Source organism: Bogoriella caseilytica, from assembly GCF_003752405.1.
GTDB classification, from domain to species: domain Bacteria; phylum Actinomycetota; class Actinomycetes; order Actinomycetales; family Actinomycetaceae; genus Allobogoriella; species Allobogoriella caseilytica.
This window is the reverse complement of sequence record NZ_RKHK01000001.1, coordinates 1,738,229-1,761,688: the sequence shown is the minus strand read 5'-3', so window position 1 is coordinate 1,761,688 and position 23,460 is coordinate 1,738,229. Positions and strand designations below refer to the sequence as shown.

The 23,460-nt window shown below is 70.5% G+C and carries 21 protein-coding genes, 2 tRNA genes and 1 other RNA gene; 9 read left to right on the top strand and 15 right to left on the bottom strand.

The genetic code is table 11. From position 1 onward, the window contains the following. Positions 1-84 precede the first annotated feature (84 nt). From EDD31_RS14875 to ssd, 3 genes are read right to left on the bottom strand one after another with little or no spacing between them, the layout of a single operon-like run. Positions 85-1,293, bottom strand: coding sequence for a hypothetical protein (locus tag EDD31_RS14875; RefSeq protein WP_211336085.1), 1,209 nt, complete (start codon positions 1,291-1,293; stop codon positions 85-87). Continuing rightward, complete coding sequence (locus EDD31_RS07830; protein WP_123303653.1) at positions 1,290-2,432, bottom strand: TadA family conjugal transfer-associated ATPase; 1,143 nt, start codon at positions 2,430-2,432, stop codon at positions 1,290-1,292. Before EDD31_RS07830 ends, EDD31_RS14875 begins: the two co-directional genes overlap by 4 nt. Beyond that, positions 2,429-3,442: a septum site-determining protein Ssd gene (ssd, locus tag EDD31_RS07825; RefSeq protein ID WP_170163240.1), complete on the bottom strand. Its 1,014-nt coding sequence runs from the start codon at positions 3,440-3,442 to the stop codon at positions 2,429-2,431. The genes EDD31_RS07830 and ssd overlap by 4 nt, the downstream gene beginning before the upstream one ends. 207 nt (positions 3,443-3,649) lie before the next feature. Between ssd and EDD31_RS14745 the strand changes: the two genes are divergently transcribed. Together EDD31_RS14745 and acs are read left to right on the top strand one after the other, a co-directional pair. Then, complete coding sequence (locus EDD31_RS14745) at positions 3,650-4,663, top strand: hypothetical protein (protein ID WP_170163239.1); 1,014 nt, start codon at positions 3,650-3,652, stop codon at positions 4,661-4,663. Between the two features lie 187 nt (positions 4,664-4,850). Then, positions 4,851-6,791 carry an acetate--CoA ligase gene (gene acs / locus EDD31_RS07810; RefSeq protein ID WP_123303650.1) on the top strand — a complete coding sequence of 647 codons (1,941 nt, stop codon included), beginning with the start codon at positions 4,851-4,853 and terminating at the stop codon, positions 6,789-6,791. A 43-nt stretch (positions 6,792-6,834) separates the two neighbouring features. Here the strand turns inward: acs and nth are convergent, their stop codons facing one another. Beyond that, positions 6,835-7,632, bottom strand: coding sequence for an endonuclease III (nth, locus tag EDD31_RS07805; RefSeq protein WP_123303649.1), 798 nt, complete (start codon positions 7,630-7,632; stop codon positions 6,835-6,837). Positions 7,633-7,787: 155 nt separating this feature from the next. Between nth and EDD31_RS07800 the strand changes: the two genes are divergently transcribed. Next, the gene (locus tag EDD31_RS07800; RefSeq protein ID WP_281270431.1) at positions 7,788-8,465 is read left to right on the top strand and encodes a Crp/Fnr family transcriptional regulator; all 678 of its coding nucleotides are present in this window, start codon (positions 7,788-7,790) and stop codon (positions 8,463-8,465) included. 72 nt (positions 8,466-8,537) lie between these two features. Here EDD31_RS07800 and EDD31_RS07795 read toward each other — a convergent pair whose 3' ends face one another. The 3 genes from EDD31_RS07795 to EDD31_RS07785 are packed head-to-tail and all read right to left on the bottom strand — an operon-like array spanning position 8,538 to position 9,570. Then, positions 8,538-9,023, bottom strand: a complete 486-nt coding sequence (locus EDD31_RS07795) for a RidA family protein (protein ID WP_483964254.1) — start codon at positions 9,021-9,023, stop codon at positions 8,538-8,540. After that, positions 9,020-9,187 carry a Sp36 family protein gene (sp36, locus tag EDD31_RS07790; RefSeq protein WP_123303647.1) on the bottom strand — a complete coding sequence of 56 codons (168 nt, stop codon included), beginning with the start codon at positions 9,185-9,187 and terminating at the stop codon, positions 9,020-9,022. Before sp36 ends, EDD31_RS07795 begins: the two co-directional genes overlap by 4 nt. Then, on the bottom strand, positions 9,184-9,570 hold the full coding sequence (locus tag EDD31_RS07785; RefSeq protein ID WP_123303646.1) for a WhiB family transcriptional regulator: 387 nt from the start codon (positions 9,568-9,570) through the stop codon (positions 9,184-9,186). The genes sp36 and EDD31_RS07785 overlap by 4 nt, the downstream gene beginning before the upstream one ends. A gap of 257 nt (positions 9,571-9,827) precedes the next feature. On the opposite strand from EDD31_RS07785, the gene EDD31_RS07780 reads away from it, so the two are divergent. Next, positions 9,828-12,245, top strand: a complete 2,418-nt coding sequence (locus tag EDD31_RS07780; RefSeq protein WP_123303645.1) for a penicillin-binding protein — start codon at positions 9,828-9,830, stop codon at positions 12,243-12,245. Between the two features lie 71 nt (positions 12,246-12,316). After that, on the top strand, positions 12,317-13,171 hold the full coding sequence (locus tag EDD31_RS07775) for a metallophosphoesterase (protein WP_425453697.1): 855 nt from the start codon (positions 12,317-12,319) through the stop codon (positions 13,169-13,171). Between the two features lie 76 nt (positions 13,172-13,247). Here EDD31_RS07775 and EDD31_RS07770 read toward each other — a convergent pair. The 5 genes from EDD31_RS07770 to ffs form a co-directional block, all read right to left on the bottom strand. After that, a tRNA-Pro gene (locus EDD31_RS07770) sits at positions 13,248-13,321 on the bottom strand. Between the two features lie 131 nt (positions 13,322-13,452). Further along, complete coding sequence (locus tag EDD31_RS07765) at positions 13,453-14,730, bottom strand: aspartate kinase (protein WP_123303644.1); 1,278 nt, start codon at positions 14,728-14,730, stop codon at positions 13,453-13,455. 206 nt (positions 14,731-14,936) lie between these two features. Then, a complete protein-coding gene (gene recR, locus EDD31_RS07760; protein ID WP_123303643.1) occupies positions 14,937-15,536 on the bottom strand; it encodes a recombination mediator RecR in 600 nt (199 codons plus the stop codon). A gap of 51 nt (positions 15,537-15,587) precedes the next feature. After that, positions 15,588-18,068, bottom strand: a complete 2,481-nt coding sequence (locus tag EDD31_RS07755; protein ID WP_123303642.1) for a DNA polymerase III subunit gamma and tau — start codon at positions 18,066-18,068, stop codon at positions 15,588-15,590. A gap of 104 nt (positions 18,069-18,172) precedes the next feature. After that, positions 18,173-18,269, bottom strand: an RNA gene (gene ffs, locus EDD31_RS07750) — signal recognition particle sRNA small type. Positions 18,270-18,413: 144 nt separating this feature from the next. On the opposite strand from ffs, the gene EDD31_RS07745 reads away from it, so the two are divergent. The 4 genes from EDD31_RS07745 to EDD31_RS07730 all read left to right on the top strand — a co-directional run bounded on the left by EDD31_RS07745 (position 18,414) and on the right by EDD31_RS07730 (position 20,713). After that, positions 18,414-18,501 (top strand) — tRNA-Ser (locus EDD31_RS07745). Between the two features lie 234 nt (positions 18,502-18,735). Then, positions 18,736-19,581, top strand: a complete 846-nt coding sequence (locus tag EDD31_RS07740; RefSeq protein WP_148058899.1) for a C40 family peptidase — start codon at positions 18,736-18,738, stop codon at positions 19,579-19,581. A 47-nt stretch (positions 19,582-19,628) separates the two neighbouring features. After that, positions 19,629-20,324, top strand: a complete 696-nt coding sequence (locus tag EDD31_RS07735) for a LytR C-terminal domain-containing protein (protein ID WP_148058898.1) — start codon at positions 19,629-19,631, stop codon at positions 20,322-20,324. Continuing rightward, positions 20,321-20,713, top strand: a complete 393-nt coding sequence (locus EDD31_RS07730) for a DUF4190 domain-containing protein (RefSeq protein WP_123303639.1) — start codon at positions 20,321-20,323, stop codon at positions 20,711-20,713. Before EDD31_RS07735 ends, EDD31_RS07730 begins: the two co-directional genes overlap by 4 nt. A gap of 61 nt (positions 20,714-20,774) precedes the next feature. Here EDD31_RS07730 and EDD31_RS07725 read toward each other — a convergent pair whose 3' ends face one another. From EDD31_RS07725 to EDD31_RS07715, 3 genes are read right to left on the bottom strand one after another with little or no spacing between them, the layout of a single operon-like run. Next, positions 20,775-21,791, bottom strand: coding sequence for an NAD(P)/FAD-dependent oxidoreductase (locus tag EDD31_RS07725; protein WP_123303638.1), 1,017 nt, complete (start codon positions 21,789-21,791; stop codon positions 20,775-20,777). Beyond that, complete coding sequence (locus tag EDD31_RS07720; protein ID WP_123303637.1) at positions 21,784-22,341, bottom strand: isoprenylcysteine carboxyl methyltransferase family protein; 558 nt, start codon at positions 22,339-22,341, stop codon at positions 21,784-21,786. The genes EDD31_RS07725 and EDD31_RS07720 overlap by 8 nt, the downstream gene beginning before the upstream one ends. Continuing rightward, a complete protein-coding gene (locus tag EDD31_RS07715; RefSeq protein WP_123303636.1) occupies positions 22,338-23,402 on the bottom strand; it encodes a type III polyketide synthase in 1,065 nt (354 codons plus the stop codon). Before EDD31_RS07715 ends, EDD31_RS07720 begins: the two co-directional genes overlap by 4 nt. Positions 23,403-23,460: the final 58 nt, after the last annotated feature.

The following is a 23,460-nucleotide window of genomic DNA, read 5'->3' as shown; positions in this document are numbered from 1 at the left end:
GATGGGGGCGTTTGCAGGGGAGCATCTGTGGACGGACCGCACTGGCTTCGATGTGGTCCGGCCTGGGCGCCACCCGTGCACTGTTCAGTGGAGGACCAGGCCACCAGCGGAGACCACCACGGGCACCACGCCGAGAAGGATGAACGCCGGGAGGTAGCAGACGCCCAGGGGCAGCACGAGGCGGGAGCCGAGGCGCGCGGCGGCCTCCTGAGCGCGGCGTGACCGTCCCGCCCGCACGGCGGCGGCGGCCTGGCGGAGCAGGGGGCCCGGGTCGGCGCCATCCCTCCAGGCCGGTTCGAGGGCCTCACTGAGGCTGCTCAAGGTCTCCGGCGCATCGGCCCACGCCTCCGGCCAATGGGCCCCGAGAAGGAGAGCGCGCCCGGCGCGGCGTAGTGCCGCACTCGCGCCGTCGTCCCGGTCATCGAGGGCGTGGCCCAGGCCAAGGATCATCGCTGGGACCGAGGAACCCGCACTCAGGCCGGCGTCGGCGAGGTCTAGCACGACCGCCGGATCCAGCGCACCTGGTGCGCCTCCTGCACTCCAGCCATCGGCGTGCTCGGCCGCCCGGTCCAGCGCCCGCACCCAGCGGCGGCCGGCCAGCATGCAGAGGACGCCAGCGAGCAACGAGAGCGATCCGAGGCCGCCTCCGAGCAGCACCGCGACGGGGTCCAGACCCAACCCGATCCCCACGATCAGACCGAAGACCGGCAGCCACCCGAGGAGCCGGGCGGTGGAGCGCGGGCCGGCCAGCGCAATGGCACGGGCGGAGTGCGCCTGGCCGGCCTCGCCGATGCCGTGGGCGCAGCGCTGGAGGATCTCGGCTGCGGGCACCCCGAGGTCATGACTGAGCCGGCACGCGGCCAGCATCCCGGGCAGAGCCCCAGCTGCTTCCGGCGGCACAGCATCTCCTGGGCGCACCCCCGTCAAGCGGGTGCGCATCGCCGCCGCCCCCCTGACTGCGGGAGCCGGTTCAGCCAGCTGCGCGAGGGCGCGCGGGACGCCACGATCATCGAGTTCCGCCACCTGACTGTGTGCCAGGCCGGCGCGCGCCATCGTGCGGGCCCAGGCGGACTCGGCCGTGGCGCCTGCCTGAAGTCGCGTGGCGACCTCGGCGGCGACTGCGCCGAGGTCCACGGGGCGCGGCTTGCTCCTGCGGCGCAACCGCCAGCGAGCTCGCGCACCTGAACTCTCAGCACCCGCGACGGCGCCCGCATGGCTGGCGGGGGGCAGACGCTGGGGCGCCAGCAGTAGCGCGACAGCGCCGGCCAGCGCGAGCCACGCCAGGAGCGTCACGGATCGAGGCGGTTGTCGAGGCCGAGCCGCCGGGCGAGCACCTCCCACGCCGGGCCGCTGCGGACCTGCCCCTCGCGGTGGATCACAGCTTCACGGCAGGCCAGCTCAGCGCCGGTGCGCTCCAGCACCCCGATCTGCTCCATCCGCCGCGTACCATCGCCTCCGCGCCGGAGGTGGATCACGGCGTCCACGGCTGCAACTGCCTGGGCGGCGGTGGTCTGCTCACTCATGCCCGCGAGCGCGCCCAGGGCCACGAGCCGGGCGGGGACCTCTCGGACAGTGTTGGCGTGGACCGTCGCCCAACCGCCGTCGTGGCCGGTGTTCAACGCGGTCAGCACCTCACGTACCTCCGCCCCCCGGCACTCACCGAGAACCAGGCGATCCGGTCGCATCCGCATAGCGGCTCGCACGAGTTCGGCCAGAGCCACCTCGCCGGCTTGCTGCACATTCGCGCGCCGCACCTGCAGGTGCACCACATGGGGATGATCAGGTCGCAGCTCCGCGGACTCCTCGATGCAGATAAGCCGCTCGCCGTGCCCTGCCAGGGAGAGCAGGGCGGCCAGCAAGGTGGTCTTCCCGGACCCGGTGGCGCCGGAGATCAACACATTGGCGCGACTGCTCACCAACGCACGGACAACGGGCTCAAGCGCGCGGGGCACGGTGCCGGCGGCCACCAGGTCCTCCAGCGTCATAGCCGTCTGCCGGTGGGTGCGCAAGGAGATCAGCGCTCCCTCAGCACCCAGTGGCGGCAACACGGCGTGCAACCGGGTGCCGCCGGGCAAGGTGCCATCGACGATCGGGCTGGCGTCGTCGAGCCGGCGCCCCGAAGCCGCGGCCAGCCGGGTGGCCAGTCCCCGGGCGGCCGGAGCATCGAGGGTGAGCGGAGTGCGTTCCATACCCTGGCCCCGATCCACCCAGACGCCGTTGCCACCGTTGACCAGCACGTCGGTCACCGCTGGGTCATCCAGGAGTGCTTGCACGGGTCCGCCGCCGTGCGTGGCGGCATGCACCCGTTCAGCGGTCTCGAGGAGTTCTCCCGCCCCGACGTCGCCCGTGCTGGACAGGGCACTCGTGAGATCAGCACCCTCAGCCAGCCGGCGGCGCACGCGGGCGACCGCGTCATCGACCGGCGCGCTCATCGGTCCAGCTCCAAGTCCGCCACCAGGGCACGTGCGCAGGTCATCAAAGGTCCACGGCGCCGGTCACCGGGGCGCAAGCCGTGATCGACATCGGCATTCAGACTGCGTTCAGTACCCATGACCCCCGCCAGGGGCAGGCCAGCAAGCTCGGCGACATCGCGGGCATGCCGCTGGGCGGAGCGGACTACCAGATGCACCTCCGGCCCCGCTCCGGCCAGCTCAGCGGCGGCCATCGTGGCCGCGCCGGCGCGGACCCCGCCGCGGCTGAGAAGCACGAGGTCGTCGCAGCGATCAAGCCACACCTCGCGCGCCTGGCCCGGGGCGAGAACCTGGCGTGGGAGATCGAGGACGATCAAGTCATGCCCCTGGCCCAGGGCCCGCACTGCTGAGCGGACGGCCAGGTCGGAGACATCCGCACCGCCACGGCGATCACCGGAGAGCACGCGCACCAGATGCCAGGCCGGGAGAGTGAGCGCGAGCCGTTCGGCTAGGAAGGCGCCGCGTTCCGCACGCACATCGGCCCAGCGGCGGCCCGGATCGAACTCGATCCCAAGCAGCACGTCCAGGCCACCGCCGCCGGGATCGAGGTCCACCAGTGCGGTGGCCATCCCCACCACCGTGGCCGCGCGAGCCAGCGCTGCCGCGAGGGAGGAGGCCCCGGCTCCGCCATGCGCCGCCAGCACTCCCACGGTGCGCGCCCGGAAAGGCAGAGCCGCCACCACCAGCGCATCGAGGAGGCGGGCCTCCTCGCCAGGAATCGTCACCGTGGCCGGCAGCGCCGCTTCTGCCGCGGCGGCACGGCCGGGGTCGAGGGTGATCTGCACCTGACCGCCCGGGAGCGCATCCAGCAGGACCGCCACCGGTGGGGCGGGGTCGGTGAGACTGAGCATGGCCAGCTCGATCCCGGCCAGCTCCGCCAGCCGGGCAACCCTGACCGCAAGCTCGGCATCGGCGCCGCGCAGGGCGGCTCCGGCAGCAGGACGGTCCAGCAAGAGTCCGGTGGTGGTCATGGCGCGAGCCTGCACGCGGTGACCACGCGCCTGCAGCCACGCCCCGAGCATCTGTGGATAAATCACCAGCGTCGAGCGTGCTGTGGAGCATGCGGTGGCTCGCGGCCTTTCCGGGTCTGAGCGGCGCGTTGGCACCGCTGAGGTCCGTGCGGTCGATACGGTGCGAGCAGGCGCAGACCGCGCTGCGCAGCAACCCAGGGAGCACCCGTGACGACCTCTGATTCCGATCGCGCACCGGAGGCCACCTCTGCCGGCGCTTCCGGCACCGACGTTCCCGGGTCACCCACACCCGAAGCTGCCGAGCACGCCCCGCCCGAGCACGCCCCGCCTGAGCACGCCCCGCCTGGGACCGCCTCCCCGGAGAGCCCGGCCACTGCCGCACCTGCTCCACCGGCCTCAGAAGCCCCGGCACCGCCCAGCGCGTCGTCCCCGGCAGCGGGACCCACCCGGCGCACACGACCGACCTGGCTCGCCACCACCTCTTCGCCGCCGGCCAGCCCGGACCGCGAGGAGGACCTCGAGTCCACTGCCGTGCGACGCCAGGGGTTGCTCGCCCCCACTGCCACCCCTGCCAGGGGCGGAAGCGCAGCATCACCGGTGGCCACCGAGCCCACTGTCGCCCTGCCGGCGGGACGCACCCCGCCGGAGCAGGAGCCGGAGGCCGCCGAGGACGCGGCCCTGCTCGACGGGGCCACCCAGGTGCGGCCGCCGTCCCGGGCCTGGGCCCATGTGCTCACACCATTCCTCACGCTGCTCCTGGTGCCCATCGCCTGGTACCTCATCGCCGACGGCGGAGCCCGCCTGGCGATCGCGCAGACTGCCTCACCCGGACAACTCGCCGTATGGCCGATGCTCGAGGTGCTCGCCGGTCTCGCCCTGGCCGCAGGGATCCTGGCACTCGCCCGGTGGTCGGCGCTCGGTGCCATCATCATCGGCGCCCTGGTCACGCTGATCAGCCTCCCCTTCCTGCTCGCACCCGGCTGGGCCACCGACCTGGTCGCGCCGGCCATGACCCGGCTGGAGAACCTCGGTCTCTTCGATGCCCTCGGACCGAACATCGCCTACCACCTCCAGGCCGATGCCCTCGTGGGCCGGCTGACCCTCTACGCACTGGGCCTGCTCCTACTGGGCATCCTGGTCACTGCGGCCCGCCGGGCCGGCCGGGACGACCAACGCGCCGAAGACGCCTACGCCCGCAGCACCCACCGTCCCGCCGCCTGAGGCGCGGGGCCCGGTGCTGGGCGGCACGCTCGCCGAGGCAGAATGCGCCCGCGCGACCACGCAGACCGACCGCCGCGACCGCCCGTGACCCCGGGAGCGCCAGGCGCCGCATGCTGGCTACAGTGAGACTCCCGGGGCAGCCAGCAAGCGCGCCTCCGGTTCTGCCGTAGAAATGAGGAGGACGCCGATGTCCGCACAGCCCGAACCCCACACCGCGGAGACCTTCCCACCCAGCGCCGATTTCGCCGCACAGGCCAATGCCACGGCGGATCTCTACCAGGCGGCCGAGGGAGACCGGGAGGCCTTCTGGGCGGGCCAGGCGCGGGATCTGCTGGACTGGGCGCAGCCCTTCACCGAGACCCTGGACTTCTCCGGCGCCCCGGTGGCGCGCTGGTTCGGCGACGGCCGGTTGAACGCGGCCTACAACGCCGTCGATCGCCACGTGGCCGCCGGGCTCGGCGACCGCGTCGCCATCCACTTCGAAGGGGAGCCCGGCGACTCCCAGGCCCTCACCTATGCCGAGTTGCAGGAGCGGGTCTCGCGCGCAGCCAATGCGCTGACCGAGCTGGGCGTCGCTACCGGCGACCGGGTGGCCATCTACCTGCCCATGATCCCCGAGGCGGTCATCGCGATGCTCGCCTGCGCACGTATCGGCGCGCCGCACTCGGTGATCTTCGGCGGCTTCTCCGCCGAGGCGCTGTACTCCCGCATCGTCGACGCCGAGGCGAAGGTGGTGATCACCGCCGACGGCGGCTACCGGCGCGGCAAGCCCTCGGCGCTCAAGCCGGCCGTGGACGACGCCCTGGCCAAGGGCACCCCGGTCGAGCACGTGCTCGTCGTGGAACGCACCGGGCAGGAGGTCTCCTGGACCGAGGGCCGCGACGTGCGCTGGAACGAGGCACTGGAAGCGGCAAGCCCCGAGCACACCCCGGTCGACGTCGAGGCCGAGCACCCGCTGTTCATCCTCTACACCTCCGGGACCACCGGGAAGCCCAAGGGCATCCTGCACACCACCGGTGGCTACCTCACCCAGGCCGCCTACACCCACCGCAATGTCTTCGACCTCAAGCCAGAATCGGACGTCTACTTCTGCACCGCCGACATCGGGTGGATCACCGGGCACACCTATGTCACTTACGGCCCGCTGCTCAACGGCGCCACCCAGGTGATCTACGAGGGCACACCTGACACCCCCGAGAAGGACCGCTGGTGGCAGATCGTGGCGAAATACGGCGTCACGATCCTGTACACCGCCCCGACCGCGATCCGTGCGGCGATGAAGTGGGGCGAGGAGTTCCCCGCCCGCAACGACCTCTCCTCCCTGCGGGTGCTCGGCTCGGTCGGGGAGCCCATCAATCCCGAGGCCTGGCGCTGGTACCGGCGCGTGATCGGCGCCGGCACCACCCCCGTGGTGGACACCTGGTGGCAGACCGAGACCGGCGGCATCATGATCACCCCGCTCCCGGGAGTCACCGCCGCGAAACCCGGTTCCGCGCAGCGCCCGCTCCCCGGGGTGAGCGCCGAGATCCTCGACGACAACGGCCAGCCCGTGCCGGACGGTGGCTCCGGTTACCTGGTGCTCACTGAGCCGTGGCCGGGCATGCTGCGCGGCATCTGGGGCGACATGCAGCGCTTCACCGACACCTACTGGTCGCGTTTCCCGGGCCGGTACTTCGCCGGTGACGGTGCCCGCAAGGACAACGACGGTGACATCTGGGTGCTTGGCCGCGTGGACGACGTCATGAACGTCTCCGGCCACCGCCTCTCCACCGCCGAGATCGAATCGGCGCTCGTCTCCCACCCCGCGGTGGCCGAAGCCGCCGTGGTGGGTGCCACCGACGAGGACACCGGTCAAGCCGTGGTGGCCTTCGTGATCCTGCACGGGGACGCCGGCAAGGGCGAGACCGAGGAGCTCATGGCTGAGCTGCGCGGGCATGTGGCCAAGGAGATCAGCCCCATCGCCAAGCCTCGCTCGATCCAGGCCGTGCCCGAGCTGCCGAAGACCCGCTCGGGCAAGATCATGCGCCGCCTGCTGCGTGACCTCGCCGAGGGCCGGGAGGCCGGGGATGCCACCACGCTGGCTGACACCACCGTGATGGAGAAGATCATGCAGGGGCTCAAGCGCTGAGCGGCTGACCGGCGCCCGTTCCCCTCAGGCGCTCAGGCCCCGCTCAGGCGCCCAGTTCCCCCTCGTAGGAGGGACACAGGTCGGCCAGCACGCAGGCTCCGCAGGCCGGACGGCGGGAGTGACACACCCGCCGTCCGTGGAAGATCAGTCTGTGGCCGGTCATGGTCCAGCGCTCCTGCGGGATCACCTCGGCGAGGTCCCGCTCGACCTTGACCGGATCCTGCTCCCGGGTCCAGCCCAGACGCCGGGAGAGCCGGCCCACGTGGGTGTCCACCGTGAGGCCGGGAATGCCGAAGGCGTCGCCGAGCACCACGTTGGCGGTCTTGCGGCCCACGCCGGGCAGTGCCACCAGGGCGCTCTGGTCGGCCGGCACCTCGCCACCGTGCTCGGCCACCAAGGCCGCGCCCAGACCCTGCAGGGAGGCCGCCTTGGCGCGGAAGAACCCGAGCGGGCGGAGAATCTCCTCAAGGTCTTCCCGTGAGGCTGCCGCGTAGGCGCCGGCGTCGGGATAGCGGGAGAACAGCTCGGGGGTGACCTGATTGACACGCTTGTCGGTGGTCTGGGCGGAGAGCACCGTGGCCACCAGCAGTTCCAGTGGCGTGGTGAAGTCCAACGCGCACCGGGCGTCCGGGTGCTGCGCCGCCAGACGTTCGTCCACCTCGAGGACATGACCCCGTGCCGCCTTGCGGGTGCGGGGCCGCTTGGCACGGATGGCTGGCGGCTCCACCGACCAGGCGGGGACCTCGATCTCTGCGGCTGGCGGGGAGGCGGCGGCATCAGGAGGGCCGGTGGCCTGTGCTCCCGGGCTCGCGCGCCGCCCTGTTTCGCCGTCCGTTTGCATGGCAGTACCCTAGAACGCTGGCCCCACAGCGGCCGGTCTCGATGGAGCTCGACGTGCTCAACGAGGCCAAAGCGTGTGCCCACGGTCACAAAGTGGCAGGATGGGCTATGGAGGCGCCCCACCGGGCGCAACGGACACGACCGATTGGACCTCACGTGCAGCACAACGTCGTCGGGAATATCCCGCTCTTCGAAGCCCTGGAAGACCAGGACAAGGCAGAGCTCCGGGCGCTGATGACCGAGACGACCGTGCGCCGAGGCGAGACCCTCTTCACCGAGGGCGACCCGGGCGACCGGCTCTACATCATCGTCGAGGGCAAGATGAAGCTCGGTCACACCGCTCCGGACGGCCGCGAGAACCTCCTCGCGGTGCTCGGCCCCGGCGAACTGCTGGGCGAGCTGACCCTCTTCGACCCGGGCCCGCGCTCGGGCACCGCGACCGCCGTCGGGCTCACTGAACTCCTCAGCCTCGAGCACGACGCTCTGATGGGCTTCATCGAGCGACGCCCCGCGCTGGCCAAGCACATGCTGCGGGAACTGGCCCGCCGTCTCAAGCGCACGAACGAGGCGCTGGCCGACCTGGTCTTCTCCGACGTGCCCGGCCGCGTGGCCAAGGCACTGCTGGACCTGGCCGAGCGTTTCGGCAAGCAGACCGACCAGGGCGTGCACGTGCCGCACGACCTCACCCAGGAGGAACTGGCCCAGCTGGTGGGGGCCTCCCGCGAAACGGTGAACAAGTCGCTCGCCGAGTTCGTGCACCGTGGCTGGATCCGGCTGGAGGGCCGCGCAGTGCTGTTGCTGGACGTCGAGCGCCTCAAGCGCCGCGCTCGCTGATCTTCTGCCGCCGCGTTGCGGCAGCGCCACAGGCCCCGGAGTTGCTCCGGGGCCTGTGCTGTGTCGCTGAGGTCAGGCGAGAGCCGCGATGATCTCGACTTCCACCGCGGCATCCAAGGGGAGCACGGCCACGCCCACCGCGGAGCGGGCGTGCTCACCGAAGATCTCACCGATCAGTTCCGAAGCACCGTTGAGCACCACGGGCTGCCCGGTGAAGCCCGGATCGGAGGCCACGAAGCCGGTCACCTTGAGCACGCGCGCGATGCGGTCCAGACCGCCGGCCTGCTCGGCGACCGCGGCCAGCGCGTTCAGGGCACAGATGCGGGCCGCGTCCTGAGCCTGGTCGGGATCGACCCCGGCGCCCACTTTGCCGGTGAGCATCACACTGCCGGCAACCATAGGCAGCTGCCCAGAGGAGTACACCAGCCCGCCATGGGCGACCGCCGGCACGTAGGCGGCCACAGGAGCCGGCACCGGAGGCAGTACGAGGCCGAGCGCAGCCAGGCGCTCGCTGGGGCTTCCCAGCGCGTTGACGTCCCTGGGTGCCGGCGACGTCACGCGTGGCCGCCGGCGGGGCGCTTCATGTATGCCACCAGATTCGTGGACCCCTCCGGGCCGGGCACGACCTGCACGAGCTCCCAGCCCTCAGAGCCCCATTGATCAAGGATGGCCTTGGTGTTGTGGATGAGCAGCGGAACGGTGGAGTACTCCCAAGTGGTCATGACGCCGATCGTAGACTCTTCACGTCGTACTGACCCTCCGCTCGACGACGCGCGCGCAGTCGGCCAATCACCTTGGGGGGCTCCGGGCTGCGCAGTTCCTCGGCGACCTCGTCCTGCGAGTCACGCAGCCATTCCCACCAGTCGCTCACCCCCGGATACTCCTTGATCAGCGCGCGTCGTTCCCGCTCGGTCAGCCCGCCCCACACCCCGAAGGGCTCCTCACTACTCAGCGCCTCAGTCAGGCACTGCAGGCGAACGGGACAGGTCAGGCACAACTGGCGCACGCTCTTCTGCTCGGCACCGCGCACGAAAAGCGTGTCGGGCTCCTTGGCCGCACAGGCGGCGCGCACCGCCCACGGCTGGTCAGTGACTAGTGCGGTCACGGCCTCTCCCTTCTGGCTGTGGCCGTCAGGCTTTCGGTGGCGCGTCCTCACGCCACCAGCTGCTCGGTCCGTCGTGCACTCGACGGTATGCGTGACCGGCGCCACAAAGATAGGGGCTGCGTCCAGCCGTGATCGAACTGTGATGCGAACTGCCCGCGTGCCGCACTGACGCCCGGTGTAGGCATGCGGTGGCGCCACCTGGTGTCGAACGAGCCACGATCCCCACCGATTCGAGGCTGCGCCCGTAGTCTGGTGGCATGTCGCCTTCGCGCAGAAGCCCCTCGCGTGCGGTCGGTCCCGCGCAGATGCTCGCCCTCCTGCTCACCTTCGTCTTGGTGGCCGGGCTCGGTGGCGTCCTCGCCGCCGGCCTGATGCTCCCCGCCCTGGGAGCCGTCGGTACCGCCACGCAGGCCACTGAGGACATGTTCGACGAGATCCCCGATGAGCTGGCGATACCCGAGCCCTCGCAGCGCAGTGAGATCCTCTGGGCGGACGGCTCACGCATGGCCAGCATCTACGCCGACAACCGCGTGGTGGTGCCGCTGGACCAGATGAACCCGCACCTGCGCAACGCGGTAGTAGCCATCGAGGACCGCCGCTTCTACGACCACCGCGGCGTGGACCCCGAGGGCATCGCGCGCGCCTTCGTCAACAACCTGGCCGGCGGTAGCCTCGAGGGCGCCTCGACCATCACCCAGCAGTACGTGAAGAACGCGCTGATCGAGCATGGACGCATCACCGGGGACGCCGATCTCATCCGTGAGGCGCAGGACGAGTCCTACGGCCGTAAGCTCGCCGAGGCCCAGATGGCCATCTCGCTGGAGCAGCAACTCACGAAGGATCAGATCCTCGAGGGCTACCTCAATCTCGCCCAGTTCGGTCGCTCGCAGTACGGCGTGGAAGCCGCTGCCCAGTACTACTTCGGCAAGCCGGCAGCCGATGTGACTCCGGCCGAGGCGGCCACGCTGGCCGGGATCACTCAGAGCCCGGCCGCCCACGACCCTGAGCGCTACCCCGAACAGTCCGAGCGTCGCCGTAACACCGTGCTGTCGGTGATGCGGGCTCAGGGCTTCCTGTCCGAGGCGGAGTACCAAGAGGCGCGCGATACCCCGATGGAGGAAATGCTCACCATCACCCCGGCGCCGAACGGGTGCCAGGCCGCTCGCAGCGCCGCCTACTTCTGCGAGTACGTGGTGGACGAGCTGCTCCAGCACGAGGAGTGGCTGGATTCCCGCGAGGAACGCCGGGACGCGCTCTACCGGGGTGGCCTGATCATCCACACCACCTTGGACCGGGAGCGCCAGGTGGCGGCCTACGAGTCCGTGACTGCCAGCGTGCCCGTGGGGGATCCCTCGAACATCAGGATGGCGCTGTCCTCGGTGGACCCCACCACCGGCGACATCCAGGCCATGGCCCAGAACACGAACTTCGGCAGTCCCAGCGAGGAGGACAGCTCGGCCACCTCGGTCAACCTCAATGTCGGGCTCTCCCACGGCGGCGGCCGGGGCTTCCAGGGGGGGTCCACGCATAAGGTCTTCGCTCTCATCGAGTGGCTCCGGGAGGGCGGCGCGCTCGAGGACACCATCACCGTGCGTTCACCCACCGGGCCCGACGGACGGCGGGAGTTCGAACCCGACGAGTGGTCCAACTCTTGTGACGCCGCGAACCCCGGTAGCGTCTACCCGCCGCGCAACATCGAAGGCACCGGCAGTGATGTCATGACGGTGCACGACGCGACGCGTATGTCGATCAACCTGCCCTTCGTGGAGATGGCTACCCAGATCGACCTGTGCGCCATGATGGACACGGCTGCGGCCATGGGGCTGGAACGGGCCGATGGCAATCCGCTGCTGAACTACCCCTCCACGGTGCTCGGGTCCAACGAGATCACGCCGTTGAGTCAGGCGGTGGCCTTCGGCACCCTCGCCAACGACGGAATCGCCTGCGCACCGCGCGCGATCACCTCGATCGAGAACCACCACGACGAGGAACTGGCCACCTTCGAGACCTCCTGCGAGCGAGCACTCGAATCCAGTGTGGTCAACGCTGCGAACCACTCTCTGCAGGCAGTGATCGACGACGACCCGTACGCCACCGGGCGCAGCGCCATCCTGCCGGAGGGGCGGAGCGCCGCCGGCAAGACGGGCACGGCCAACGACGCCTCGGCCTCCTGGTTCGTGGGGTACACCCCCGAGCAACTCTCCACCGCGGTGTGGATGGGTTATCAGGAAGCCACCGGCGCCATGACCAATGTGACCGTCGACGGCCAGCACTACGACTGGATCTTCGGCTCGCACATCCCGGCACCCACCTGGCGTGACTACATGGCCCGGGCGCTGGACGGCGAGCCGCAAACCCGTTTCGGCGAGGTGGGCGAGCGGGAGCTCGAGGGTGAGCGGCGGCGGGTCCCCTCCGTCACCGGCCAAAGCATCGGCCAGGCCGAGGACACGCTCGAGCAGGCCGGATTCTCCACGCGCGTGGGTTCCGGCCAGTACTCCTCCGCGCCCTTCGGGACGGTCGCCGGGACGAGCCCGGGGGGAGGCACCGAGGTGCGCGGGGCTGAACTGATCACCATTCATCCCAGTGCCGGACCACCACCAGCGAGCACCAACAACACCGGCGGTGACGATGACGACGGCGACGATTCCGAGGACTCGGACGGAGACGAGGACTGAGCTCGCTCGGACGCCTCGCCGTCGGCGCCGGCCTGGTCCTCGGCGCCGGCGCCGCGTCTCTGGGATGGGCGGTGGCCGAGGCCCACATGTTCACGCTGCGTCGGCAGCGGGTTCCCCTCCTGGAGCCAGGCTCGGTGCCGACGTCCGGATCGCTGCGGGTGCTGCACCTTTCTGATCTGCACCTGGTGCCCTCCCAGCAGGACAAGATCACCTGGGTGCGCGCCTTGGCCGACCTGCAGCCCGACCTGGTGGTGACCACCGGCGACAACATGGCGCACCGTGATGCGGTGCCCGCCGTGCTCGAGGCGTACGCCCCGCTGCTGGGAATCCCGGGCGCCTTCGTCTTCGGCTCGAACGACTATTACGCGCCCGCCCCCAAGAATCCCCTGCGCTACTTCCTTCCGCATCGTCGCATCACTCCATCGCCTCGGACACTGCCCGCGGCGGAGCTGGCGAGCGCCTTCCGCGAAGCCGGCTGGGCAGACCTGACGAACCGCCGCGCACGCCTGAGCGCGGCCGGGATCGCGATCTCGGCGGTGGGAGTGGACGATCCGCACCTCGACCGCGATCGCATGCCTGCGAGCTCGGGGGCACAGGCCGGGCTCCATCTCGGCGTCACGCACGCGCCCTATCGCCGGGTCTTGACCGCCATGCAGGCGGAGGGCGCCGCGCTGATCCTTGCCGGCCACACGCACGGGGGACAGGTGTGCGTGCCCGGCGTGGGTGCACTGGTGACCAACTGCGATCTCGATCGCGGGCGCGTCAAGGGCCTGCACGGCTGGCCCGGCCCGCGCCCTGATGAACTCGGCGGTGCGGACTCGTCCTGGCTCCACGTCTCGGCTGGCCTGGGCACGAGCCCTTACGCGCCCATCCGCTTCGCGTGCCGCCCGGAAGCCACGCTGCTCGAACTCCTCCCGCAGGCTTGAACGCCGCGGGGACGGCGCGTTCCCGGGAACAACATAGGTCCCGCCGGATTCCGGCGGGACCTATGTTCTACCCGAGTCGGGGTGGCGGGATTCGAACCCACGACCTCCTCGTCCCGAACGAGGCGCGCTACCAAGCTGCGCCACACCCCGGGGAGCCGGTTCAGGATAGCCGAGCGAGCGGTTCACCCGGTAACGCGAGGGTGCTGACCAGGGCCGATTGAGACTGATGCCACGCTTGTCCGGGCACGGAAGCCCATAGCTCCCGCCGCCCAGCAGGGCGCTCAGCGCCCGGTGCCGCCGTAGACCACCGCTTCGGTCTCCGCAGCATCGAGCTCGAAGGCCGTGTGCACCGCACGTACCGCGGCGTCGAGGACCTCGATCCGGGTGACCACCGAGACGCGGATCTCGGAGGTGGAGATCATCTCGATGTTGATACCGGCCTCGTGCAGCGAGCGGAAGAGCTTGGCGGAGATCCCCGGATGGGAACGCATCCCCGCACCCACCAGGGAGAGCTTGCCGATCTGGTCGTCGAAGCGGTACTCCGAGAAGCCCAGGGCCTCGGCGTTCGCATCGAGCGCGCGCAGCACGTCGCGGCAGTCGGCCTCGGGCAGCGTGAAGGAGATGTCGGTCTTACCGGTCGAGTGAGTCGACACGTTCTGCACGATCATGTCGATGTTCGCGCCCACCTCGGCCACGACCTCGAAGAGGCGCGCGGCGATCCCGGGGACGTCGGGCAGGTCGACCACCGTGATCTTGCCCTGGCTCCGGTCGTGGGCCACACCGGAGATGATCGGCTGTTCCATGTTCTCCTCCTGCCCCGGTACTGCCGGGGCATCGGTAATCCACGTGCCTTCCTTGTCCGAGAAGGACGAGCGCACGTGTAAGACCACACCGTAACGCCGGGCGAACTCCACGGCGCGCAGGTGGAGCACTTTGGCTCCGTTGGCGGCGAGGTCGAGGGTCTCTTCGTAGGTCATCCGGTGCACCTTGCGCGCCGCCGGCACGATCCGCGGGTCGGCCGTGAAGACGCCGTCGACATCGGTGTAAATCTCGCACACGTCCGCCTCGAGCGCGGCGGCGAGCGCCACGGCCGTGGTGTCTGAGCCGCCGCGGCCGAGCGTGGTCACGTCGTTGAGCTCGTTGACACCCTGGAAGCCGGCCACGATCGCGACACCGCCTTCGGCGAGCACCGAGGTGATGCGTTCGGGTCCGATCGCCACGATCGAGGCCTTGCCGTAACGCGTGTCAGTGCGCAGCCCTGCCTGCTGGCCGGTGAAGGACCGCGCCGGAACGCCCAGCTCGTTGACCGCCATGGCGAGCAGGGACATGGAGATCCGCTCGCCTGCGGTCAGCAGGATGTCCATCTCCCGCGCCGGCGCCTCCTCCGTGACCTGGGCGGCGAGGTCGAGTAGCTCGTCGGTGGTGTCACCCATCGCCGAAACCACCACGACGACGTCGTGTCCTGCCTGTTTGGTGGCGGCCACCCGACGGGCGACGCGCCTGATGGCCTCGGCATCAGCCACCGAGGATCCGCCGAACTTCTGGACGACGAGTGCCACGAGATCTCCGAGAGTCGATGGGCTGCAGAATCGGTCGTGCTGTCCCGCCTCAGGCGGTGTGGCTGAGGCTATCCCCCGAGCACAGCCCGACTGGTGCAGTGTACGAAGCAGTCCAGCATTTGGTGGGGCCACATCCCGCATCGTGGTCGGTCTGCTGCGTCACGTTCCGGGAGCGGGGCCGAATGCTGCGCTCCGGGGATGGTGCGTCAGTCGCTGACGCGGCGGCGGCCTTCAAAGGCTCGGCCGAGGGTGACCTCGTCGGCGTACTCGAGGTCACCGCCCACCGGCAGGCCGGAGGCTAGGCGGGAGACTGCGATACCCATGCCGCGCAGCATGCGCTGCAGATAGGTCGCCGTGGCTTCACCCTCGATGTTCGGGTCGGTGGCGATGATGACTTCCTCGATCTGACCATCGCCCAGGCGGGTCATCAGCTCGCGGATACGAAGATCCTCCGGCCCGACGCCGTCGATCGGATTGATCGCGCCACCGAGCACGTGATAGCAACCGCGGAACTCGCGGGTGCGCTCGATGACGACAACGTCCTTCGGTTCCTCGACCACGCAGAGCACGGTCTCGTCCCGGCGCGGGTCCACGCAGATGCGGCACCGCTCGGCTTCCGCCACGTTCCCGCACACCTCACAGAACCGCACCCGAGCCTTCACTTCGGTCAGCGCGTGGGCCAGCCGGGTGACGTCCTCGGTCTCGGAGGCGAGCACGTAGAAGGCGATGCGTTGCGCGCTCTTCGGCCCGACGCCCGGGAGCCGGCCGAGCTCATCGATCAGGTCCTGGACCGCGCCTTCATACACCAGTGCATTCTACGGACGCACACCGCCCGCGGGCGCGCAGGCGCGCTCGAATCAGGATCGATCGCCCTGGAGGGGAATCTCCTCAATGATGCGCCCGCCGAGGATGCGTTCCACGAGCGGCACACCGACCATCGAAGACCCCTCGACGTCGGGGTCATCCTCGGAAGGGTCGTCGTCCATGGGCGGGACCAGACGGAGAGTGGGGCGCTCCGCATCGGGCGGGGGCTCACCGAAGCCGTCCGCCGGCGGTTCCTCCTCCGGCTCAGGCTCGGATGCGGGCTCCGGGCCGACGACGGCCTCCTCGGCGGGCGCCATGCCGGCCGCGGTGACGCTCGGCCAGGCCTCTGCGGCGGCCGGCTCGGCGGACTCCGCCTCGGGCTGCGGAGGAGCACCGGCCCCGCCTGCACCGCTCGCAGGCGAGACACTGCTGGGGCCATGCCGGCCTGCAGGCGTGGCCGGTGTGGCAGACGAAGCGCGGTCCGGCGGTAGGGCAACCGTGGGCCAACCCCCGTCGTCCTCCTCCACGGCCGGAGGTGCCGACTCAGATGCGGGCTGCGGCGCAGGCTCGGGGCTCGGCTGTGTGGAAGGACGCTCATCGCCGGTCGGAACCTGGTCCTGAGCAGCAGTGTCAGCGGGAGCTGCGGGACGCCCCCGATCGGGACGCCCAGCTTCGGCAGGCGCTGTCGCGTCTGGGCGCGGAGCCGCCGTGGCTTCCCCGCCGCCCGGTCCGCCCTCGGGGCCGCCTCCGTCGGCGACCGCCTCGACCGACAGGCGCACGCCGAGCGTCTCGTTCAGTGCGCGCTCGACATGCTGGGCGTGGTTGCCGCTCCGGAAGGTCTCGACCATGCCTGCACCAGGAAAGAGGAGGTGGAGCGTGGTGCCACTGACCGTGCCCACCTGGGCGTGCTGGCCCACGAGGGCCCAGGTGACCACCCGCAGGCCCCGCAGGGTCTCGGTGACTTCACTCCAGCGACGGCGGATCATCTCCACCTGCTCGGCCGGCTCGTCGGACTCCTCAGCAGCAGAGGTGGAGGCCGCAGCGTCCCGGTCCCGCGGTGCGGGCGTAACTGGCTGTGGAGTCTGGGCAGCAGACGTCGCGGGCGCCGTGCGCTCGGCCGCCGGTGCAGACCGCACGGGCGGCGCCGGCGCTTCTGCGGGCTGGTCCGTGCCGGCCTGCGCCGCCTCGGAGTCCGGAGCCGGCGATACGTGGCCACCTTCTGGGCGGGGCGGTGGCGGCACCGAGGCCGCTGGTGCAGGATGTGCCTGCTCGTCGGAGGTGGGGATCCGCAAGGGCTTCGCGGGGCGGCCACTCCCCGCTGTGGAGAGTGACGCGGAGGGGGCCACTGCGGGGGGATCAGCCGGCCGGGCCGGCCCCCCAGCAGCCGGGCCGCCAGCACCGGCGACGCCATCCCCGCCCGCCCCGGCATCGGCAGCAGGCTCAGCGGGCAGCACGAGCCGTGCGCAGAGCAGTTCGAGCTGCAGGCGCGGTGAGGTGGCTCCGCTCATCTCGCTCAGGGCGTCATTGACCAGATCCGCAGCACGCGAGAGCCGCGTGAGCCCCAGGTTGCGTGACTGGGTACGCATCCGCTCGAGCTGATCCTGCGGTAGCCCCCGCAGCGCTGCAGCATGACCATCGGAGACCGCAATCAGCACAAGATCGCGCAGTCGTTCAAGAAGGTCTTCGACGAAACGGCGCGGATCGTGCCCGGACTCCATCAACCGGTCCACCACCCGGAAGAGGGTGGCGCCGTCGCGCGCGGCCAGGGCGTCGAGCCCGTCATCGAGCAGGGTGGCGTCGGTATAGCCGAGCAGGGCCAGCGCGCGGGGGTACTCCAGCCTTCCCTCAGCACCGGCAAGGAGCTGATCGAGCACCGAGAGGGTGTCCCGCACCGAACCGCCGCCAGCACGCACCACCATGGGCAGCACTCCGGTGGCTACCTCGACCCCCTCGGCCTGGCTGAGCTGCTCGAGGTAGCCGAGCAACTGCTCCGGCGGGACGAGCCGGAAGGGATAGTGGTGCGTGCGCGAGCGGATGGTCCCGATGACCTTCTCCGGCTCGGTGGTCGCGAACACGAATTTGACGTGATCCGGAGGCTCCTCCACGAGCTTGAGCAGGGCGTTGAACCCCTGCGCGGTCACCATGTGGGCCTCGTCGAGGATGAAGATCTTGTACCGGTCACGCGCTGGCGCATAGGTGGCGCGCTCGCGGAGTTCGCGCGCATCGTCGACGCCGTTGTGCGAGGCAGCGTCGATCTCGACGACGTCGAGTGAGCCCGCTCCTCCGCGCGCCAGTTCCACGCACGACGGGCATGTCCCGCACGGGGTATCAGTGGGGCCTTCCACGCAGTTGAGGCAACGGGCCAGGATGCGTGCCGAGGTGGTCTTCCCGCAGCCTCGCGGCCCGGAGAAGAGATAGGCGTGGTTGGCCCGGTCAGCCCGCAGGGCAGCCATCAGCGGCTCGGTCACATGCTCCTGCCCGATGACCTCTTGGAAGGCCTGCGGGCGGTAGCGGCGGTACAGGGCGGTGCTCACCCTCCGAGAGTATCGGCGCCCGGTGACACGGGGAGCCACTCGGGCCGCTCGGATCACCCACCTCGCCTGATCCGGCAACGAGCCACCCACGGGGCTGATCACCATGAAAGGACCCCCCGCGCACCCGTCAGAGCTCACTGACCCTTGCTGCCTTCCGGCCCTGGGGGAGTTGGGTGAGGTGACGCCACACGGGGGGTCTGCCCCCACTCTACGCAAGCCGCCCCGGCGCCGTCACCCGCGCGCCCCACGGGTGAGGAAGGGCACGTCCCCCGCACCGCCAGGGGGTCGAGACCCCCGACCGTCCTCCGGTATCCTCGTCACTCGGTGCTCATGCGGCATCGCCCAGGAGGATTCGCCTAGTGGCCTATGGCGCTCGCTTGGAAAGCGGGTTGGGTTAACGCCCTCGGGGGTTCGAATCCCCCATCCTCCGCCAGTCTTGATCAGCCCCGGCAACGTCGCCCGGCACGATCCGGCACCCCCGGTTTTCCACAGAAGCGAGTCGCCACGAGCGCCGCGAGAGTGGCCTCAGCCACATTCGTAACCGAATCGTGACATTCCAGCACGACTCAGGTAGCGTCACGTGTGCTCCACCCCCTCCAGTGGAGCCCCGGTAGCCTCCGTCAGTCTCGGAGCGCCACGGGGCAGTGACATACGTTAGGTATTCCGATTGTCTGAGAACACGCGACTCAGCGGGCGCTACCGCGCTCCTGTCCGTCCGGTGACTCCGCTCTCCTCCACCCGCGCTCGCCGGGGCCTGCTCGCCGTGGCTTCCTCGGGCCTGGCCATCACGATCGCCGCCTCCTCCGCGGCAGCGGCTCCCGGAACCTCCACGCGCCCAGCACAGCCGAACACCGGAGCGGTGTCGATCTCCGAAGACGCTGCGGACGTCCTCACCACCTCGCCTGGGATGACCATCCCGGGCGATGCTTATGAGACGGGCCCGCGCGCGGAGGCTCACTTCTCCCCCGCAGCACCGGTCACCGAGCAGGTGGCCGAGACCCCGGCACTGGGCGCCCCCGCCCCGTCGGAGAACCTCAGCACCGAGCCCGCAGCTGAGGCCCCGGCCGCCGAGGCTCCCGCCGCGGAGCCCGCCGCTGAGACCGCCGAACCTGCAGCCGAGACGGCCGCCGAACCCGCCGCTGACGTTGCGCCGGCTGCCGCCCCCTCTGCTGTGGGCAGCTCCGTGGTCGCCACCGCGTACAACTACACGGGCATCCCCTACGCCTGGGGCCAGAGCAACCCAGCTGTCGGCTTCGACTGCGCCGGCTTCGTGAGCTTCGTCTTCGCCCAGCACGGCATCTCGGTGCCCCACTCCACCACGGGACAGCTCAACGCCGGACGCATCGTCTCCGCCGCTGAGGCCCGCCCGGGCGACATCGTCTACTCGCCCGGTCACACCGCGATCTACATCGGCAACGGTCAGGTCATCGGCGCGTGGAACCCGGGCATGCCCTCCGGTACCGGCCCGATCTCCTGGTATACGAACAGCCCCACCTTCGTTCGCGTCGGCTGAGCGGCGCACGCCCTCCGGGGCAAGCCGGTCAGCTACCGTAGCTGCCTGTGACCGTCCCCGATCCCGCCACCGCAGCGCGCCAGGCACGCGCACGACGTCGCCGCCACCTCCAACAGCGGCAGACGGCGATCTTCGGTGGATTAGTGGCACTCTTGTTGCTCATGATCCTGCTGGCTGCCGCAGTCTTCACCGGGCTGCTGCCGTCGCCGATCACCCGGGATTTCAGCCGCGAGGACGCCACCCCCGAGGCCGTGTCGCCATGCGTGCCAGCGGGGGCGACCGCCGAGGAACTTGGTTCGATCACCACCAACGTCTTCAATGCCACGGACCGCACGGGCCTGGCGGCCACGACCGGTGAGAACCTCTCCCGCCAGGGAGTGCTGGTCAACACGGAGGCCAACTGGCCCCAAGGCCAGATGGAAGGCGCCGTGCAGATCATGACCGGCGCGCGCGGGATCACAGCGGCCTATACGTTGCAACGGCTCTTCCCCGCGGCTGAGGTGACCTTCGAGCCCGGGCGTGAGGACGCCACCGTCGATGTGGTGCTCGGGACCGGCTTCGACAGCATGCTCTCCGACGCCGAGATCTCGGAGTTGGATCCAGAAGAACCGTTGAGTTCACCTGCCGAATGCACTCCGGTGGACATCCCGCAGGGTGACCCGGAGGGGGCCGACGGCGAGGGTGAACCCGACGAAGGCGAAACCCCGGAGCAGCCCGCCGACACCGAGGGCTCGGACTCATGACCACCCCGACCCCTCCGCAGCATCCCGGCGATTCGCCTCTGAGCCGGGCCAGCCCACCTCCCGGGCGGCCTGGCCCGTCCTCCTCGCCGCCAGCGCCCTTCCCGGGTACCGAGCATCTCGATCCGGCCGAGGTCTTCGCCGGGTCCGGGTACCGCGCTCCTGTGATCGGCAACCACCCCCTCGCCATCGCCGCGGTCGTGCTCGGGGCACTCGGGGTGATTCCCGGGCTCGGGATCGCTGCCGTGGTGTGCGGGCACCTGGCGCTGCGCGCATTGCAGTCCCCGCAGGAGCGGCGCGGCGGTCAGGGTCTCGCCGTCGCGGGATTGGTCCTCGGCTATGTCCTGACCGCGCTCTGGCTGCTCGGCGGCCTCGCGGCGCTCGCCGTCTGAACACCGGCGCCTTCCTCAGCGCCCGGCACTCGATGTCTGGACCACCGGTCAGGCAGTGCGCTCAGCGGCAGGCCTGGCGAACAACGAACCCGAAGAGGCCGGGCAGGGCCCGGGCAGCCGGCACGAGGCGTGGGCGCACAGGACTGTGTGCCAGGCGCACCAGAGCGCTGGTGAGTAGACGATGGCGCCGGACGACGCGGCTCCAGGAGTGGGCATAGCTCTCCGGTCGTCCGCTCACGATCGCCGCCACGGCCGCCTCGGCCTGAGCGAGGGCCAACGAGATCCCTTCGCCCGTGAGGGCATCGACGTAGCCACTGGCATCACCCACCAGCAGCACGCGGCCCGTCACACGGCGCGTGCTGGCCTGCCGGAGCGAACCCGCACCGCGCACGGCCGAACTCGCCGACGCCTCGCCCAGCCGTTCGCGCAGCGCCGGGAATCCGGCCAGATGCTCCGCGAAGGGACGGCGCTGCGCCGTCAGGATCGCCACCCCCACCTCGTCCGCGGCCACCGGCGTCACATAGGCCTCGGCGTGCGCAGACCAGTAGACCTCCACGTTCTCGCTCCACGGCGCCACGTGGAGATGCTGGCGCAGTCCATACCGGCGTGGTCCGCGGACCGGCGCATCCAGTCCGAAGCGACGGCGGATCGTCGAGTGCAGGCCATCGGCGGCGATGAGGTAGCGGCTGCGCCGGCCGTCGATCGTGACCGCGCCCTGGCCCTGGTGCACATCCTCCACGCGGCGGGTCTCCACGTCGACGCCGGCGGCATCCACCGCCTCCCGCAGGCACGCATGCAACTCGGTGCGACGGATTCCCATGCCGGTGCCGGGCAGCGCGGCCGTCACTCCCGCGCCCTGAGCGTCGAGGTAGCGGACCCCGCGCAGCACCCGTCCGGCGGGCTGGACGTCCAGGTCCATCAGGCTGGCCACCCCGGAGGGCATCACCCCCTCACCGCAGGCTTTGTCGATGGGGGTCGCACGCGCCTCGTGAACCACCACGGACAGTCCCGCTCGCGCCGCGTACAGGGCTGAGGCCAGGCCCGCCGGTCCACCACCGACGACGGCGAGGTCATCCACCGGGACGGCCCGTAGGACGCTCCGGCGGAGGGCCAGGCAGCGAGCGTAGCGCCCGGTTCTCTGTGCGGATGCGTACCACCATCAGCGGAATGTTGGCGAGGGTGAAGACCAGCGCAGTGATCCAGGCACCGTGGATGAGCGGTAAGGCGGCGCCCTCGATGACGACGGCCACGTAGTTGGGGTGGCTCATCCAGCGGTAAGGCCCGCCCTGCACCAGGGGCAGGCCGGGCACGATGATCACCCGCGTGTTCCACTGCGGACCCAGAGTGCGGATGCACCACCAGCGCAGCACCTGGGCACCGATCGCCAGCAGCAGCATGGGGAGGGCGAGCAGCAGCGGCGCCTCGGGACGGCGTACCCATACCTCGATCAGGGCACCGATGAGCAGCCCGGTGTGCAGCACCACCATGACGGGGTAGTGCCCGGCCCCGGATTCCACGCCACCTCGAGCAAAGCTCCACTGCGCATGGCGACGAGCCACCCGCAGCTCAAGGAGGCGCTCGACGCCGACGGCGAGCACGATGGCGGTAAAGAGCAGCTCGGAGATCATGCGCGCAACAACACCATCTCCAGGCTGAAGCCCGGGCCCATGGCCAACATGACGCCGGGCGACCCCGGTGCCGGTGGCTGTTCGCTCAGCGTCTCGCGCAGGATGTGCAGCACCGAGGCCGAGGACAGGTTCCCCACTTCCCGGAGCGACGATCTACTCAACGCCAGATCCTGATGTTCCAGTCCGAGCGCGGCGGTGAGCGCCTCGATCACCTTCGGTCCGCCCGGATGGCACACCCACCAGCCGACATCGGCGATCGTCAGACCGTGCTCGGCGAGGAAGTCCGTCACATCGGCGCCCACGTGCTCACGCACCAGCTCCGGCACCTCGACGCCGAGCACGATGCGCAAGCCGGTGGTGCGCACATGCCAGCCCATGGTCGCCTCGGTCCCCGGGTAGGTCCGGCTCCGCGCCGCCACGATCTGGGGACCGGCGCCGGGCTGGGCCGCGGGATGCTCGGGGCCCACCAGCACGGCGGCTCCGGCGCCATCACCGAACAGAGCGGAGGCCACGAGATTCGCTGTGGAGGAGTCATTGTGCTGCACGGTCAGGGAGCAGAGCTCGATGGCCACGAAGACCGCTACACCGCCCGGCCGCGCACAGAGCAGCTCCCGGGTGCGGGCCAGGCCTGCGGCCCCGGCCATGCACCCGAGCCCCATCATGGGCATCCGCACCACGGATTCCTTCATGTCCAGCCGGGCGGCGATGCGGGACTCCAGGGAGGGCACGGCGATACCGGTCACGGTGGTGGAGACGATGACGTCGACTTCACGGGGAGTCAGACCGGCACGGTCCAGGGCTGCGGTCACGGCGGCAGTTCCCAGGTCGAGCGCAGCCTCGAGGAAGGCGTCGTTGGCATCGCCGAAGTCGCTCAGGCCCGCATAGCGTTCCATCGGTAGAGCCAGATGCCGGCGGTCCACGCCCGCCCCGGTGTGAATGCGGCGGAGCAGCGCCTGCCCGCGGTCGTCGAGGCCGATGATGCCGGCGAGCGCCTCGGTCACCTCGGACTGCTCGTATCGATGCGCGGGCAGCGCAGTCTCGACACCGACGACGTAGGTCATTCGATGAGCCTAGGGGTGTGCGGGCGTCGCTGCTCCTCCAGGCGCCCAGCACCGCCGC

What these genes read in the sequence shown, in the direction of transcription:
- EDD31_RS07830 (WP_123303653.1), bottom strand. Translation starts at nt 2,432, where the DNA reads ATGAGCGCGCCGGTCGATGACGCGGTCGCCCGCGTGCGCCGCCGGCTG.
- ssd (WP_170163240.1), bottom strand. Translation starts at nt 3,442, where the DNA reads ATGACCACCACCGGACTCTTGCTGGACCGTCCTGCTGCCGGAGCCGCC.
- acs (WP_123303650.1), top strand. Translation starts at nt 4,851, where the DNA reads ATGTCCGCACAGCCCGAACCCCACACCGCGGAGACCTTCCCACCCAGC.
- nth (WP_123303649.1), bottom strand. Translation starts at nt 7,632, where the DNA reads ATGCAAACGGACGGCGAAACAGGGCGGCGCGCGAGCCCGGGAGCACAG.
- sp36 (WP_123303647.1), bottom strand. Translation starts at nt 9,187, where the DNA reads ATGACCACTTGGGAGTACTCCACCGTTCCGCTGCTCATCCACAACACC.
- EDD31_RS07780 (WP_123303645.1), top strand. Translation starts at nt 9,828, where the DNA reads ATGTCGCCTTCGCGCAGAAGCCCCTCGCGTGCGGTCGGTCCCGCGCAG.
- EDD31_RS07730 (WP_123303639.1), top strand. Translation starts at nt 20,321, where the DNA reads ATGACCACCCCGACCCCTCCGCAGCATCCCGGCGATTCGCCTCTGAGC.
- EDD31_RS07720 (WP_123303637.1), bottom strand. Translation starts at nt 22,341, where the DNA reads ATGATCTCCGAGCTGCTCTTTACCGCCATCGTGCTCGCCGTCGGCGTC.
- EDD31_RS07715 (WP_123303636.1), bottom strand. Translation starts at nt 23,402, where the DNA reads ATGACCTACGTCGTCGGTGTCGAGACTGCGCTGCCCGCGCATCGATAC.